General features: G+C 64.1%; 15 protein-coding genes and 1 pseudogene. 8 read left to right on the top strand and 8 right to left on the bottom strand.

Going from position 1 to position 14,727, the window contains the following annotated elements; all coding sequences use genetic code 11:
* Window positions 1-327, top strand: a pseudogene (locus ABWP50_RS07440) (hypothetical protein); the annotation flags it as partial.
* Window positions 328-515: 188 nt separating this feature from the next.
* Here ABWP50_RS07440 and ABWP50_RS07435 read toward each other — a convergent pair.
* Window positions 516-1,835 carry a hemolysin family protein gene (locus tag ABWP50_RS07435; protein WP_353217362.1) on the bottom strand — a complete coding sequence of 440 codons (1,320 nt, stop codon included), beginning with the start codon at window positions 1,833-1,835 and terminating at the stop codon, window positions 516-518.
* A gap of 139 nt (window positions 1,836-1,974) precedes the next feature.
* On the opposite strand from ABWP50_RS07435, the gene ABWP50_RS07430 reads away from it, so the two are divergent.
* A complete protein-coding gene (locus ABWP50_RS07430; RefSeq protein ID WP_353217361.1) occupies window positions 1,975-2,661 on the top strand; it encodes a YiaD family glycine zipper/OmpA-like lipoprotein in 687 nt (228 codons plus the stop codon).
* Between the two features lie 49 nt (window positions 2,662-2,710).
* Here ABWP50_RS07430 and pheT read toward each other — a convergent pair whose 3' ends face one another.
* The 5 genes from pheT to rpmI all read right to left on the bottom strand — a co-directional run bounded on the left by pheT (window position 2,711) and on the right by rpmI (window position 7,657).
* Window positions 2,711-5,074: a phenylalanine--tRNA ligase subunit beta gene (gene pheT / locus ABWP50_RS07425; protein WP_353217360.1), complete on the bottom strand. Its 2,364-nt coding sequence runs from the start codon at window positions 5,072-5,074 to the stop codon at window positions 2,711-2,713.
* A complete protein-coding gene (gene pheS, locus ABWP50_RS07420; RefSeq protein WP_353217359.1) occupies window positions 5,071-6,147 on the bottom strand; it encodes a phenylalanine--tRNA ligase subunit alpha in 1,077 nt (358 codons plus the stop codon). Before pheS ends, pheT begins: the two co-directional genes overlap by 4 nt.
* A 114-nt stretch (window positions 6,148-6,261) precedes the next feature.
* On the bottom strand, window positions 6,262-6,915 hold the full coding sequence (locus tag ABWP50_RS07415) for a PEPxxWA-CTERM sorting domain-containing protein (RefSeq protein ID WP_353217358.1): 654 nt from the start codon (window positions 6,913-6,915) through the stop codon (window positions 6,262-6,264).
* A 160-nt stretch (window positions 6,916-7,075) separates the two neighbouring features.
* Window positions 7,076-7,441, bottom strand: coding sequence for a 50S ribosomal protein L20 (rplT, locus tag ABWP50_RS07410; RefSeq protein ID WP_353217357.1), 366 nt, complete (start codon window positions 7,439-7,441; stop codon window positions 7,076-7,078).
* Between the two features lie 12 nt (window positions 7,442-7,453).
* Window positions 7,454-7,657, bottom strand: coding sequence for a 50S ribosomal protein L35 (rpmI, locus tag ABWP50_RS07405; RefSeq protein WP_353217356.1), 204 nt, complete (start codon window positions 7,655-7,657; stop codon window positions 7,454-7,456).
* Between the two features lie 204 nt (window positions 7,658-7,861).
* Between rpmI and ABWP50_RS07400 the strand changes: the two genes are divergently transcribed.
* Window positions 7,862-8,233, top strand: a complete 372-nt coding sequence (locus ABWP50_RS07400; protein ID WP_353217355.1) for a VOC family protein — start codon at window positions 7,862-7,864, stop codon at window positions 8,231-8,233.
* A gap of 4 nt (window positions 8,234-8,237) precedes the next feature.
* Here the strand turns inward: ABWP50_RS07400 and ABWP50_RS07395 are convergent, their stop codons facing one another.
* Window positions 8,238-8,798: a YqgE/AlgH family protein gene (locus ABWP50_RS07395; RefSeq protein ID WP_353217354.1), complete on the bottom strand. Its 561-nt coding sequence runs from the start codon at window positions 8,796-8,798 to the stop codon at window positions 8,238-8,240.
* Window positions 8,799-8,882: 84 nt separating this feature from the next.
* Here ABWP50_RS07395 and ABWP50_RS07390 point away from each other — a divergent pair, with 84 nt between their 5' ends.
* The 5 genes from ABWP50_RS07390 (at window position 8,883) to ABWP50_RS07370 (ending at window position 13,881) form a co-directional block, all read left to right on the top strand.
* A complete protein-coding gene (locus ABWP50_RS07390) occupies window positions 8,883-9,368 on the top strand; it encodes a peroxiredoxin (RefSeq protein ID WP_353217353.1) in 486 nt (161 codons plus the stop codon).
* A 62-nt stretch (window positions 9,369-9,430) separates the two neighbouring features.
* Window positions 9,431-11,680, top strand: a complete 2,250-nt coding sequence (locus ABWP50_RS07385) for a xanthine dehydrogenase family protein molybdopterin-binding subunit (RefSeq protein WP_353217352.1) — start codon at window positions 9,431-9,433, stop codon at window positions 11,678-11,680.
* A gap of 11 nt (window positions 11,681-11,691) precedes the next feature.
* Complete coding sequence (hemH, locus tag ABWP50_RS07380; RefSeq protein WP_353217351.1) at window positions 11,692-12,717, top strand: ferrochelatase; 1,026 nt, start codon at window positions 11,692-11,694, stop codon at window positions 12,715-12,717.
* Between the two features lie 95 nt (window positions 12,718-12,812).
* Entirely contained in the window at window positions 12,813-13,535 is a 723-nt protein-coding gene (gene phbB / locus ABWP50_RS07375; RefSeq protein ID WP_353217350.1) for an acetoacetyl-CoA reductase, read from the top strand.
* A 139-nt stretch (window positions 13,536-13,674) separates the two neighbouring features.
* Window positions 13,675-13,881, top strand: coding sequence for a ribbon-helix-helix domain-containing protein (locus ABWP50_RS07370; RefSeq protein ID WP_353217349.1), 207 nt, complete (start codon window positions 13,675-13,677; stop codon window positions 13,879-13,881).
* A gap of 273 nt (window positions 13,882-14,154) precedes the next feature.
* Here ABWP50_RS07370 and ABWP50_RS07365 read toward each other — a convergent pair.
* On the bottom strand, window positions 14,155-14,727 hold a 573-nt coding region (locus ABWP50_RS07365), incomplete at its 5' end, for a cytochrome P450 (RefSeq protein WP_353217348.1).

The raw sequence follows: 14,727 nt of genomic DNA, 5'->3' as shown, positions 1-14,727 counted from the left end.
CGCACTGGTTCACCGTCGGATGCGCCTGGCCTTGCCGAGTTGGCGCCGGCGGCGCTGCTCGCCGTGCCCGGCCTGACGCTGACCGGTGAATTATTTCACTTCGCATTCCTGGGCATTGGCGCGCCGATGCCGTCTGGCACAACTGTGCTGCTGGTGCCGGCGCTGGCCTTGCTCGCGCCATTGCTGCCCGCTGGCCCGCGCCGCCCGGCGCTGATTGCCGCCGCCATCGCGGTCAGCCTCGCGGCGGGCATATCGCTCTGGGTGAAGCTCGATCCCGTCGCTGCGTCGGTGCCGCCTTATGCCGGCACCGAGAAAAAACAGGGCTGATGCTGAGTTTTGATACAGACCAATAGTGAAGCAAGAATGCCTCCGGCGGGCAGGGCTGAGCCCTGCACCTCTCTCGTTTTGGTTCGATCCCAGCTGTCGAAATATGGCACCAAACCAACAAATGGGTGCAGGGGTCACCCCTGCCCGCCGGAGGCTCTACCTTCAGCCTTTTTCCCGGCGAACCGGCCTCACGCCAGCGGCAATTGCCCATCGGATACCCGGCTGGCCAGCAATTTGTCGATCTTGCGGCCATCCATGTCGATGATTTCGAACTGCCAGCCACTGAAACGGAATTTCTCGCCGGTTTCGGGCAGGTGGCGCAGTTGTTCCAGCGCCATGCCGGCGGCGGTTTCGTAATCGCGCTCGTCGGGCAGGGCGAGGCCCAAGGTTTCGGCCAGTTCGTCGGCGGGCAGTGCGCCGGAAATCAGCCAGCTGCCGTCGTCGCGTTCCACTGCGGGCGGATCGTTGATGTCATCGATATCGCTGCGAAACGCCCCGGCGATGGCGGCCAGCAGATCGGACGGTGTGACGATGCCTTCGAAATGGCCATATTCATCATGCACCAGCGCCATCGGAATCTCCGAATCGCGCAGCGCCACCAGCGCATCGACGGCATCGAGCACATCGGGCAGCACCGGGGCAGGGCGGGCCAGAGCCACCAGATCGAGCGGGCGGCCTTCGATCAGGGCCTGCACGACATCGCGGGCCTGCAGCACGCCGATGATATCGTCCACACTGCCATGCGCGACCAGCAGCCGCGTGTGCGGCGTCGCTGCCAGCTGCGCCCGCACTTCCGCGTCGCCCGAATCGGCATCGATCCAATCAATCTCGCCGCGCGGAGTCATCACGCCGCGCACACGCCGGTCGGCCAGCCGCATGATGCCCGCGATCATCTGGCTTTCCTCGGCTTCGATCACCCCGGCGCTGGTGGCATCGGCCACCACCGATCGCAATTCGGCTTCGGTCACGGTTTGCGTGTTGTCACGGTCCTGGCGCAGCAGGCGAAACACCAATTGGCTGGATTGATCGAGCACCCAGACGAACGGCGTCGTTATCCGCGCAAATTGCAGCATGAACGGCGCCACCATCACCGCGATGGTTTCCGGCGATCGCAGCGCAAACTGCTTGGGCACCAGCTCCCCGACAATAAGCGACAAATAGGTGGCAATGGCGATCACCACGCCATAGCCAACCTCTGCGGCCGCGGCCGGCGGCAGGCCGAACACCAGCGCCAGCCGTTCGCCCACCGGCAGCGCCAGCGTTGCGCCGGAATAGGCACCGTTGATGATGCCAACCAGCGTGATGCCGATCTGCACGCCGGACAAAAAGCGGCTGCTGTCCTCGGCCAGCGCCAGCGCCGTGTTGGCACCGGCGACGCCCTGCGCCTGCATGGCGCGCAGCCGCGGCCGCCGCGCCGACACGATGGCCAGTTCCGACATGGCAAAAAAGCCGTTCAGCAGGATCAGGCCAGCGATGATGGCGGCATCCAGCCAGGGGAAGGGGCCCATGGGCTCCGTGCACAAAACGCGGGGCCAGGCTGCCCGCACGTTTTCACCATAAGGGAAGCGCCCGCTGGCTGCAAAGCCTGTTCACCTTGCGGCCACTTTGGTCGGCGCACTGCAGCAGTTCAAAACATTAGGATGACCGATGAACAACAAGATAGTGACGGCCCTGCTGACCGGCGCGCTGGTGCTCGGCGGCTGCGTGACTGATCCGGACACCGGCCAGAAGCGCATCACGCGCGCTGGCGGCGGCGTGGCCGCCGGCGCTGGCGCCGGGGCGCTGCTGGGCGCCATATTGGGCGGCCGCAACAATCGCGCCGAAGTGTTGATCGGGGCCGGTCTTGGCGCCATCGCAGGCGGCGCCGTGGGCAGTTACATGGACAAGCAGGAACGGGAGCTGCGCCAGCGCACCGCCGGCACCGGCATTGAAGTGGCGCGGGACGGCGAGGAAATCGCCCTCAAGCTGCCATCCGGCATCACCTTTGATAGCAATCAGGCGAATCTGCGGCCTGAGATGCGCCCCGCGCTTGATCAGGTGGCGCAGACGCTGGCCAGCTATCAATCCACGTTCATCGATGTGACCGGCCATACCGATGCCACTGGCAGCGATGCCATCAACCTTCCTCTGTCGGAACGCCGTGGGGCGGCTGTTGCGGATTACCTGCAATATCGGGGCGTGCAGCGCGCACGAATCGCGACGCGCGGTTATGGCGCGCAATTCCCGATTGGCAGCAACGACACCGAAGCCGGCCGCGCGCAAAACCGCCGGGTCGAAATTCGTCTGTCGCCAGTTACCCAGCAGGACGTGAAGGCCGCGCAGCCGGTTCGTTAAGCCTTGGCCGTTAAGGCTCAGCTATCAATCCCCGGCCGTGCTGGGCGCCTCAACCGCGCAGCACGGCCCCCAATTTGGCGGCCGCAGCCACGACTTTGGCAGACACGGCATCGATATCAGCGTCGGTGAGGGTTGTCGTTGTCGGCTGCAGCGTCACTTCCACCGCCAGACTGAGCTTGCCTGGTTCAACCCCGGGCCCTGTGTAACGATCGAACATCTTTACAGCCGTGATCAGGGATTTGTCGGCACTGGCCACCGCGCGAAGCAGGCTATCGGCCGGCACGGCATCACCAACAACAAACGCGAAATCGCGGGTGAGCGGCAGCAGCGGGCTGGGTGCCCAGGGCTCGCGCTTGCGGCTGCGCGGCGGCAGTGCATCAAGGTAAAGCTCAACGGCTGCCACGGCGCCCTTCACGTCAAAACCGGCGGACACACGCGGGTGAATTATGCCGAAATCCGCAAGCACAACCTTGCCGAGCAGCAACCGTCCGGCCCGGCCGGGATGCCACCAATTGTCTGCGGGCGCGGCCACCGTCAGCCGCTGCACCGGCGCGCCCAGTGCCGCCAGCGCCGCCAGCGCCTCGGCCTTGGCATCATAGGCGTCAGGCCTGATCGCCGGCCCATTGCGCCAGTCGCGGGCGCGGGCTTCGCCAGCCAGCAGCAGCGCCGCACTTGGATGTTCGCCATCGGCCAGATAGCGCTGGCCAAGCTCGAACAGCCGCACGCTGGCAGTACCCCGCGCCATGGTGCGCGCCGCTGCGCTCAGCAGGCCCGGCAGCAAGCTGGTCCGCATCGCGGCCATATCGGCCGAAATCGGATTGGTCAGCGTAAAGGCCGCGCCGCCAAAGGCATCGGTGTCGGCTGGCGGCAGGAAGCTCCAGGTGATCGCCTCATCCAGGCCGCGGCCAGCCAGCACCCGGCGCAGGCGGCGCTGGCTGCGCTGGAGCGGTGTCGCGGTGGGCACGGCCACGCCGGCGTTGCGCGGCAGCGGCGTTGCCGGTACCCGGTCAAGGCCGTGAATGCGCACAACTTCCTCGACCAGATCGGCCTCGCCGTCCACATCGCGCCGCCACGGCGGCACCGCCACCTGCCACGGTTCGCAGCGCGTGACGCCAAAGCCCAGGCGGCTCAGAATATCGGCCTGCTCGTCTTCGGCCACATCCAGCCCGGCGAGCCCAAGCACGCGTGCAGGCCGATAGGCGATGCTGCGCGCCGTATCCGGAATTGCACCCGCCACGACCAGGTCCGACGCTTCGCCGCCGCACAGATCGATCACCATCTGTGTGGCAAACTCCAGTCCAGGCACCACGAACATCGGATCGACGCCGCGTTCGAAACGGGCGCGTGCATCGCTGTTGATGCCCAGCGCGCGGCCAGTGGTGCCAATGCGTTCGGGCGTGAAGTAGGCCGATTCGATCAACACATCGGTGGTGGAATCGCTGCAGCCGCTGTGTTCGCCGCCCATGATGCCGGCGATATCGTGCACTTCGCGGTCGTCGGCGATGACGGTCATGCTGTCATCCAGCGCATAGGTCTTGCCGTTCAGCGCCAGCATGGTTTCGCCAGCCCGCGCCCGCCGGGCGGTGAGGCCGCCGTTCAGCTTGGCCACATCATAGACGTGCAGCGGCCGGCCGGCATCGATGGACAGGAAATTGGTGATATCCACCAGCGCCGAAATCGGGCGCAGGCCCACAGCGCGCAGCCGGCGTTGCAGCCAGTCCGGCGATAGGCCATTGCGCACGCCGCGCACCACGCGCGCGGCAAAGGCCGGGCAGCCTTCAGCGTCTTCGATGCGGATCGGCCGCGGCATCGCGAAGCTTCCGGCCACGGGCGGGATGTCGCGCGGTTTCAAGGTGCCGATGCCCGCCGCAGCCAGATCGCGGGCAATGCCCATCACGCCCAGGCACTCCTGGCGGTTGGGCGTGATGGCAATATCGAACACCGGATCGTTCAGCCCGGCCCAATCGACAAAGCGCGCGCCCACCGGCGCATCGCCGGGCAGGCTGATGATGCCGTCATGCTCGTCCGAAAGCTCCAGCTCGCGCATCGAACACATCATCCCCGCGGATTCAACGCCGCGGATGGCGGCAATTTTCAGGGTGAGACCGCTGCCCGGAACATAGGTGCCGGGCGCGCCGAACACGCCTTTCATGCCGGCACGCGCATTGGGCGCGCCGCACACCACCTGCACGGGCGCACCGGCGCCGGTATCAACGGTGAGCACCTGCAGTTTGTCGGCCTGCGGATGGCGCGCGGCCGAGATCACATGCGCAATGGTGAAGGCACCAAGGGCATCAGCCGGGTTTTCGATGCCTTCCACTTCCAGGCCACAACGGGTCAGCGCGTCGGCGATGTCCGCGACGCTGGCACTGGTTTCGAGATGGTCTTTCAGCCAGGACAGGGTGAACTTCACGGGGTTGCTCCGGCGGAAATGGACGGCAGATCAAACGCCGAAAAGCCGTGATGTTTGAGCCATTTGATGTCGCCATCAAAGAATGCGCGCAAATCGGTGAGGCCGTATTTCAGCATCGCCAACCGATCAACGCCGGTGCCAAAGGCAAAGCCCTGCCATTCATCGGGGTCCAGCCCGCACGCGGCGATCACGCGCGGATGCACCATGCCGCTGCCCAGCACCTCCAGCCATTTGTCGACCTGGCCAGCGCCGGCCGGCTTGCCGGTCTTGCTGCTGTAGCCAACGTCCACTTCCACCGAAGGTTCGGTGAACGGGAAATAGCTGGGGCGAAACCGCAAGGCGACATCATCCACCTCGAAAAACGCCTTGATGAACGTCTCGAGGGTCCAGCGCAGGTGCGCCAGTGTGATCCCCTTGTCGATAACCAGCCCTTCGATCTGGTGGAACATCGGCGTGTGGGTAGCGTCACTGTCACTGCGATAGACACGGCCCGGCGCGATGATGCGGATCGGCGGCGCCTGGCTGATCATCGTGCGGATCTGCACGGGCGACGTGTGCGTGCGCAGCACCAGCTTTTTGTCGGCCGGCGATTGGGCGATGTAAAATGTGTCGTGCATCGCCCGCGCCGGGTGGCTTTCGGGTATATTGAGCGCCGTGAAATTGTGCCAATCGTCCTCGATTTCCGGCCCATCAGCCACGGCAAAGCCCAGATCGGCAAAGATTTCGGCCAGTTCGTCCATCACTTGGCTGACCGGATGGATGCTGCCGGTTGGCGGCAACGCAACGGGCAGCGTCATGTCCTGCTGTTCGGCCGCGAGCTTTGCATTCAGTGCGGCTTCGTCAAGCGCCGCCTTGCGGACGGCAAGCGCGCCAGCCACGGCTTCGCGCAGGCCGTTGAAAGCCGGGCCGCTCACGGCGCGCTCAACAGGGCTCATGCCGCCCAGCGTCTTGAGCAACTGCGTGATCTGGCCCTGTTTGCCCATCGCAGCTACGCGCACGGCCTCCAGCGCATCAGGGCTGGCAGCGGCAGCGATGGCCGCCAGGGTTTCGGCTCGCAGACGGTCTGTGCTCATGGGCAGCAGCGGTTAAGCCAGCCTCCGGCCTTGCGCAAGGGCCACAGCAACCAAGCTGCCCGATTGAAAAACGCCGAACGTGATTGCCGCTGCCAACGGCAGCCGCAGCGGATTTCAGGCGATTGCGATACCGGCCGCACGGCGGCAGCGGGCGGCTGCGCCAACAAAACCGAAGCCGGTGATCAGCATGCCCCAGCTGGCCGGTTCCGGCACCGGATCGACCGAATACGCCAATGTTCCATTGAAGGCGCGGCCCATGTTGCCGCCGCCAAAATCGAGGCGCTTGCCGATGCCGCTGAACACGGTGATATCGCTATGGCCTGTTACCACGGTGTTCATGGCTTGGTTGCTGTAAATGACCCGTGTGCTGCCCGACCTCGTCGTGGCGGTGAAATAAAAACCGTATCTGGTGTTTGCGGCCAGCTGAAGATCGCCGATGTCAAACATGGTGGCTTCGCCCGGCCTGGCATAGCTGCTGCTTTGCCCCGAAACGTCGGTGAAGCTGTCGCGCAAGGTCCAGGCAGCGGCATTGGCACTGTTGGAACCGATGCCGCCAAATATGGTATAAAATGCATAGTCATGAAACGCCGTCCCGATGTTGACGGCCAAGGCGGTCAGGGTGAGATTCCTTGGCCCCACAAGCACATCGAACTGAATGCCTGCGTTCCGGTTGCCGCCACTGAGCGGCGTTGCCAACGTGGCCGCGTCGGCCTGGCCGGCCGCAACCGATACTGCCAATGCCAATGCCAAAGAGCGTGCGAAGATCATCGATGCCGAACTTCCAGGATTGCCTCTTCATCAACCGAAACGGACGATCCCGAATTTTTAGCGAATTGATCTTAAATTAAGGTTAAGCTTTCCAAATGGTAAGGGCGCACTGGCCAAAGCCAGCGCGCCCTTACCATTTGTCGCGAGAAGCAGGCGCGTGTTACGCGGCCTTTGCCTCAAGCGCCGCCTTCACTTGGCCGATGATCGCCGTGAAGCTTTCGGGCTGGTTCATGGCCAGATCGGCCATCACCTTGCGGTCGATTTCCAGGCCGACGATCTTCACGCCGTTCATGAACTGTGAGTAGGTCAGGCCTTCTTCACGCACGGCGGCGTTGATGCGCTGGATCCACAGGGCGCGGAAATTGCGCTTGTTGACCTTGCGATCGCGATAGGCATATTGACCAGCCTTTTCAACCGCTTGCCGGGCAATACGGATGGTGTTCTTACGGCGACCGTAAAAACCCTTGGCTTGATCCAAAATACGCTTGTGCTTGGCTTTGGTGGTGACACCACGTTTGATACGCATGGGTGTTCCTCCTTACTTGATGCCGTAGGGCGCCCAGGCGTGAACCCGGGCAGTATCGGACTTTGCCAGCACGCTGGTACCGCGATTTTGGCGAATATATTTGGCGTTGTGGCTGATCAGGCGGTGGCGCTTGCCAGCGACCCCGTGCTTGATCTTGCCAGACGCGGTGATCTTGAAGCGCTTCTTCACACCGCTCTTCGTCTTCATCTTGGGCATTTTGGTCTCCTTTTTAAAGACGCATCAAAAACGGCCATGGCAGCCCTTGTGGCCAGGCCGTTCGGTTCATGCGAAGGGCGCGCTTAGCGGCTTCGCAGCAGCAGCGCAAGCCAGTGGGCAGCCTGGCGCAAAAACGCTCTTGCCGACTCGGCCCTGTTCCGTTTACGTTCTCGACCTTGATCTGGATTATGGAGGAGCAAGGCAATGATTGGCTACGTAACGGTAGGCACCAGCGATCTTGGTCGCGCGGCGCGATTCTATGATGCCATCGCGGCTGAGTTCGGCGTTGGCCGCATGATGGATTTCGAAAGCTTCATTGCTTGGGGCACGCCCGGCGGCGCGGCAGGCATTGCAGCCACTGTGCCGTTCGATGGCAATCCGGCCAGCGTTGGCAACGGCGTGATGGTTGCCTTCGAAGCCAAGGATCAAGCGCAGGTTGACCTTGTATATGCAATCGCCATGGCCAATGGCGGCAGCTGCGAAGGTCCGCCCGGTCCGCGCGGCGACACGGGCTTTTACGCCGGCTATTTTCGTGACCCGGATGGCAACAAGCTGAATGCGTTCGTGATGGCCTGACGCGCTAGGCCCGGCCGGGCGTGGCGGACAAATTGGCCACTGCCACCCCGGTGATGGCAAAGGCGCGTTCCCAGCGGCGATCGGCCGGCGTGTCCCACACGCAACGTCCATCGGGCGGCGCGAGATGCCAGCCGTGTTGCCGCATCTCGCCTTCAAGCTGGCCGGCGCCCCAGCCGGCATAGCCCAGCACCATGTGCCAGCGGCGCGGCCCACGTCCCTGCGCAATCGCCTTTAGAATATCGAGGGTGCTGGTGAACGCCCAGGCATTGCCGACCCGAATGGTGCCAGCGGCGGCATAATCTGCATCATGCAGCACAAAGCCGCGCCCCGATTCCACCGGCCCGCCGGCAAGCACGGGCACATCGGGCACAGCGCCGGGATCAATATCCAGCTGCGCCAGCACGCCATGAAAGCTGATCTCCGGATGTGGCCGGTTCACCACCAGCCCCAACGCGCCCTGATCATCGTGCAGGCACATGGCAATCACGGTCCGATCAAACCGATCATCACCGATGCCCGGCATCGACAGCAGCAGTTGGCCTGACAGAAATCGGGGCGAATCCATCGCTGCAACCATAGGCCCGTGCTGGACGCCAGCCAAGGCCACGGCTAGGACAACACACACGCGATTTTTGCTTGGAGGCACAACATGACGATCAAGATTGGCGACACTGTTCCCGCAATGACGTTGGTCAAGGCCACAGGCGACGGCCCGGCGCCGCTGACCACCGCCGATTTGTTTGGCGGCCGCACGGTTGCGCTGTTTTCGGTGCCGGGCGCGTTCACGCCCACCTGCTCGGCGCGCCACCTGCCCGGCTATGTCGACAATGCGCCGGCCATGAAAGCCAAGGGCGTTGATGAAATCGTGTGCGTGTCGGTCAACGATGCGTTCGTGATGGCCGCCTGGGGCAAATCGGCCAACATCGGCGACAATGTCACGATGATTGCCGATGGCAATGGGGATTTTTCCAAGGCGCTGGGCCTTACCTTTGATGGCAGCAATTTTGGCATGGGCGTGCGCGGCCAGCGCTTTTCGATGATCATCAAGGACGGCATTGTTGCTGAATTGAATGTCGAGCCGGCGGGCGCATTTGGCGTGTCGTCGGCTGAGCATCTGCTGGGGCAAATCGCCTGACCCTGCCGCCGTCCCGCCGTTCGCCTGGCAAGGCGCTGGCTGCCGCTGTCAACCGCCGCACATTGCTGGTTGCAGCTGTGGCCGGCGGCGGGCTGGCTGTCGGCTGGGCGCTGTGGCCGCGCGCGTCGCGCCCGAATTGGACGGCGGCGCCGGGCGACACGCTGATCAATGCCTATATCAAGATCGGCGCCGATGGCCGCGTCGTCGTGGCAGCGGCGCAGGCCGAAATGGGGCAGGGCATATGGTCGGCGCTGGCGCAGATCGTTGCGGATGAATTGGGCGCGGATTGGCGCAGCATGGCCGTGGAGCCAGCGCCGCTCGGCCCTGATTATGCCAATCCCGGCCTGGCACTGGGCGCGGCGGCCGGCCTGTCGGAACCGCTGCGCTCGATTGTGCTGGCCGCCGGCCGGCGCGCGGCGCGCGTGCTCGGCCTGCAGATTACCGGCGGTTCAAACAGCGTGCGCGCCTGGGAGGCGCCGCTGCGCGAGGCCGGCGCCGCGGCCCGTGAATTGCTGGTAAAGGCCGCGGCGCGGCGCTGGCAGGTGAATTGGCAGGATATCGATACAGCCGGCGGTTTTGTGCTCTACAAGGCCAACCGCCTGCCGTTCCATGCGCTGGTTGCCGATATCGACGTGGCCGACACGCCGCGTGAACCAACGCTGCGCACCGTGCGGTCGTTGGTGGGCCGGCCGGTGCTGCGGCTCGATGTGCCCGCCAAGGTTGACGGCTCGGCGAAGTTTGGCGCGGATGTGCGCCTGCCCGGCATGGCGTTTGCCGCGATCAGCCAGGGGCCGATCGGCGCCGCGGCCGCCAGCCACACGTCCCAGCCACTGCCGCCGGGCGTGCGTGTCGTGAAGGAGGCCGGCTTTGTCGCCTGCGTGGCCGACAATTGGTTTGCCGCGCACACTGCCCTGCAAAGCCTGGCCATCAAATGGCAGCCGGTTGCCGATGCCGCCGGGCCAGCGCCGGGGCCATGGCAGGAGGCTGCGTTGCGCACCGCGCTGCTGGCCGATGGCAAGCCCTTTGGCCCTACTGGCAGCACTGGCAAAATCGTGCGCGACGATGGCGATGTGCCCGCTGTGATGGCCGGCGGCAGCGTGGTCACCGCCGAATATACATTGCCATTTCTGGCCCACGCCTGCCTGGAGCCGATGACGGCCACTGCCCGCGTGGTGGATGGCCGCGCCGAAATCTGGGCGCCAACCCAAAGCGCCACATTGTCTGCCCGCGCCGCCGCGCAGGCGCTGGATATCAGCGCCGATGATGTGGTTGTGCACCCGACGCTTATCGGCGGCGGCTTTGGCCGCAAGGTGGAAGGCGATGCCTGCGCGCAAGCAGCCTTGATCGCCCGCGCCGCCGGCCGCCCGGTGCAATTGATCTGGAGCCGCGAAGAAGATTTCGCCCACGACATGTATCGGCCCGCAGTCGCCGCCCGCCTGCACGGCAAGGCCGGGCCGGGCGGCATCGCCGGCTGGAATGCCGCGATTGCCGTTCCGGACACCGGCGCCGGCTTTGCCGGCCGCAACCTCGGCAGTTTTGCCGGCCGCCCATCGGCCGGTGCCGGCGCCATCGAAGGTGCAGTGGATTTGCCCTACGCCATCCCGAATATCCGCGTGCAGCATTGCCTGGCCGATTGCAGCGCGCCGCTGGGCTTCTGGCGCAGCGTTGGCCATAGTTTCACTGGCTTCATCGTCGAAAGCTTTGTGGACGAACTCGCAGCAAGTGCCGCCCTTGATCCCGGCAGTTTCCGGCTGGCCATGCTGAAGGATCAGCCGCGCCACGCCGCTGTGGTGGCTGCGGTGCTGGCGATGGGCGGCCCATTGGGGCGAGACAGCGCCAGCGCAAAGTCTCAGGATAGCGCGCCAGGCGCGCCGGGCCAGCCAGTGGTGGCGCGCGGCATCGCGATGGTCGAAAGCTTTGGCAGCATCGTCGCGCAGATCGCCGAAGTGAATGTCGCTGCGGGCCAGCCCCCGCGCGTCACCAAGGTCTGGGCCGCCATCGATTGCGGCCGCGTGATCAATCCCGATACAGTTGTGGCCCAGATCGAAGGCGGCATCCTTTATGGCCTGTCCGCCGCGCTTTTTGGCCGCATCAGTTTTGCGGATGGCAGGGTGGAGCAGACTAATTTCAACGACTATCGCATGATTGCCATGGACGATTGCCCCGAAATAAATGTGCGCATCATTGCGTCCGATGCCGATCCGGGCGGGGTAGGCGAACCTGGCACGCCGCCGATCGCTGCTGCCGTGGCCAATGCCCTGTTTGCCGCCACTGGGCGCCGGTGGCGCAATCTGCCGTTTTTTCCGGCGTGAAGGATCAAGCCGTGACCGCCCCGAGCATCACTTCGCCGCTGGCCCTGCCGGCCGACCATGTGCCCGTAAAGGCCGGGCGGGTTGGCGTGTTGATGGTCAATCTCGGCTCCCCCGATGCGCCCACCGTGCCGGCGGTGCGGCGCTTTTTGGGGGAATTTCTGTCCGACAACCGCGTGATCGAGCTGCCGGCAGTATTCTGGAAGCCGATCCTCAATCTGCTCATCCTCAATATCCGGCCGCGCACAGCTGCTGCCAATTACAGCAAGGTATGGTTGCCCGACGGCTCACCGATCACCGTGTACACGCGCAGGCAGGCCGAATCGCTGCAAGCCCGCATGGGGCCGGGCGTCATGGTCGATTGGGCGATGCGCTATGGCACCCGCAGCATCGGCGAGCGGCTGGAGGCCATGATGAAGGCCGGTTGCGACCGGATTTTGCTGGCGCCGATGTATCCGCAATTTTCGGCCGCCACCAATGCCACGGTGGTGGACGAGGCATCGCGCGTGCTGATGGCGATGCGCTGGCAGCCGGCGTTGCGCACGCTGCCGCCCTATTATGACAACGCCGATCATATCGCCGCGCTGGCCAAATCGGTGCGGGAGGGCCTGGCTGGCCTGGATTTCACGCCCGATCTGATCGTCACCAGTTTCCACGGTATGCCGCGCCGCACGCTGGACGCCGGCGATCCCTATCATTGCCAGTGCCGCAAGACCGGGCGCTTGCTGTCCGAAGCGCTGGACATGCCGGTGCGGGTGACGTTCCAGTCGCGCTTTGGCCGGGCCGAATGGCTGCGCCCCTACACCGACGATACGCTGCTGGCCCTGCCGGGTGAGGGCTTTAAAAAGATCGTGGTCGTCTGCCCGGGTTTCGCGGCCGATTGCCTGGAAACCCTTGAAGAAGTCGCGATGGAAGGCTGCGAGGAGTTTCTGGAAGCGGGCGGCAGCAATTTTGCCTATCTGCCCTGCCTGAACGCCAGCGACACGGGCATGGACATGCTCGAGGCAATTATTGGCCGGGAATTGTCCGGTTGGGTGTGAACCCATATTGAATTGCCCGAAAATTCGTCCCAAGGTGCGGCAACACAAGTCGTGCAAAATGCGGCAGGCGCGCAAACGAAGGGGTGGGTTTCGATATGGCACGGGTGGCAGTGGTAACCGGCGGCACACGCGGGATTGGCGAAGCGATCAGCATCGCATTGCAGGATATGGGCATCACCGTTGCGGCCAATTTCGCCGGCAGCGATGAAAAGGCGCGGCTGTTCACCGAACGCACCGGCATCAAGAGCTACAAGTGGAATGTCGCCGATCACCAGGCCTGCCTCGATGGCTGCGCATTGGTGGCTGCCGAGCTTGGCCCCATCGATATCGTCGTCAACAACGCCGGCATCACCCGCGACGGCACGCTGATGAAAATGAGCTGGGAGGCCTGGAACGAAGTGATCCAGGTCAATCTGGGCGGCAGTTTCAACATGGCCAAGGCGACCTTTGCCGGCATGAAGGAGCGCGGCTTTGGCCGGTTCGTGCAGATCGGCAGCATCAACGGCCAGGCCGGCCAATATGGCCAGGTGAATTATTCGGCGGCCAAATCCGGCATCCACGGCTTTACCAAGGCCTTGGCCCAGGAAGGTGCGCGTTTCGGCATCACCGCCAACGCCATCGCGCCGGGCTATATCGATACCGACATGGTTGCGGCGGTGCCGGCGGAAGCGCTGGCCAAGATCGTGGCGAAAATCCCGGTCGGCCGCCTGGGCCAAGCCAGCGAAATCGCCCGCACGGTTGGCTTTCTGGTTAGCGAAGACGGCGGCTTCATCACCGGTTCGACGATGTCGATTAACGGCGGGCAGCATATGTATTGATCGTTCGCCCTCTCCCCCGTGGGAGAAGGCGAGATACGCCGCAAGCGGCCATTGAAGGTGCACATCGGTTGCCACAAAAGCAACCCCCGCACCCCGCAGCGCCGGCGCGCGAGTCTCTCGCGACGGGAATGGTGAGCATTTGTCAAAAAAATACAGCCTCACCATCCAAGGCCACGCCACCAGCCTGACCCTGGAACCGATATTCTGGGCCGCGCTCAATGAAGCCGCAGCACAGGAAGGCAGAGCATTGGCCGCACTGGTCGCCGAAATTGACGAAGCGCGCACCACCAACCTGTCGAGCGCCGTGCGCGTCTGGTTGTTCGAGCGGGCGCGGGCGGGGCGATAGCACGCGGCAATTCCGAGCCAATCAAGGCCAGCCGCTCGCCCGGTAGCCCAAACTGTCAATTACCTGCTGCGAGAGGGAGCAGGAAGGCGGCGTTTTGAATGCCCGTCATGCTATGACCGCTTCTGGGATAGTGCTGCCATCGCTGACGGCATCGCTGAACGTGGGCTTCGCCAGAAGCCGACGTTCGCCGGTGTGACCAAGCACCGTTGTCGAATGCTAAGGGTTGGACCGCATCCGGACGGCCCGCTCCTGGCAAATCGGCGGATGCGCGCCTCAGGCCCTGCTAATCGTAACGAAAAGCGATTTGATCATGCTGAGGAACGGATGCGCTTCGCGTTCCACCGGCCCGGCAACCGTGACCCTGAGCTTTCGTTCGATCATTTCGGAAAGCAGAATCTGAAGTTGCAATTCGGCCAGGCGTGCGCCGACGCAGCGGTGGATACCGTGACCGAACGACAGATGACGCCGTGCATTGTCACGGTCGACACAAAGCCGCTCGCCGTCATCGAACACGGTTTCATCACGATTGGCCGAGAGATACCAGAGCACAATCTTGTCGCCCGTGCGAAAGAGCTGACCGCGGAAGTCAACATCCTGTGTCGCGGTGCGGCGCATATGGGCCGCGGGACATTGCCAACGAATAATCTCGCTGGCGGCGTTTGGAATCAGGTCCGGATTGGCAACCAGCCTGTCCCATTGGTCCGGCCAGCGCGAGAACGCATCGATCATGCCCGACATCGAATTGCGGGTGGTATCATTGCCGCCGACGATCAGCGTCGCCACGCTGCCCATGAACTCCCTAACCTCCATCTGCCCGAGCGCGGGCGAATGGATCATCATCGACAA

Source organism: Sandarakinorhabdus sp., from assembly GCF_040398645.1.
Lineage (GTDB): Bacteria > Pseudomonadota > Alphaproteobacteria > Sphingomonadales > Sphingomonadaceae > Sandarakinorhabdus.
Note: the sequence above shows the minus strand (reverse complement) of the source record. Positions and strands in the feature narration are given on the sequence as shown.

Coding starts and splice junctions, on each gene's coding strand:
- ABWP50_RS07435 (WP_353217362.1), bottom strand. CDS start 1,835: ATGGGCCCCTTCCCCTGGCTGGATGCCGCCATCATCGCTGGCCTGATC.
- ABWP50_RS07430 (WP_353217361.1), top strand. CDS start 1,975: ATGAACAACAAGATAGTGACGGCCCTGCTGACCGGCGCGCTGGTGCTC.
- pheS (WP_353217359.1), bottom strand. CDS start 6,147: ATGAGCACAGACCGTCTGCGAGCCGAAACCCTGGCGGCCATCGCTGCC.
- ABWP50_RS07415 (WP_353217358.1), bottom strand. CDS start 6,915: ATGATCTTCGCACGCTCTTTGGCATTGGCATTGGCAGTATCGGTTGCG.
- rplT (WP_353217357.1), bottom strand. CDS start 7,441: ATGCGTATCAAACGTGGTGTCACCACCAAAGCCAAGCACAAGCGTATT.
- rpmI (WP_353217356.1), bottom strand. CDS start 7,657: ATGCCCAAGATGAAGACGAAGAGCGGTGTGAAGAAGCGCTTCAAGATC.
- ABWP50_RS07400 (WP_353217355.1), top strand. CDS start 7,862: ATGATTGGCTACGTAACGGTAGGCACCAGCGATCTTGGTCGCGCGGCG.
- ABWP50_RS07395 (WP_353217354.1), bottom strand. CDS start 8,798: ATGGATTCGCCCCGATTTCTGTCAGGCCAACTGCTGCTGTCGATGCCG.
- ABWP50_RS07390 (WP_353217353.1), top strand. CDS start 8,883: ATGACGATCAAGATTGGCGACACTGTTCCCGCAATGACGTTGGTCAAG.
- phbB (WP_353217350.1), top strand. CDS start 12,813: ATGGCACGGGTGGCAGTGGTAACCGGCGGCACACGCGGGATTGGCGAA.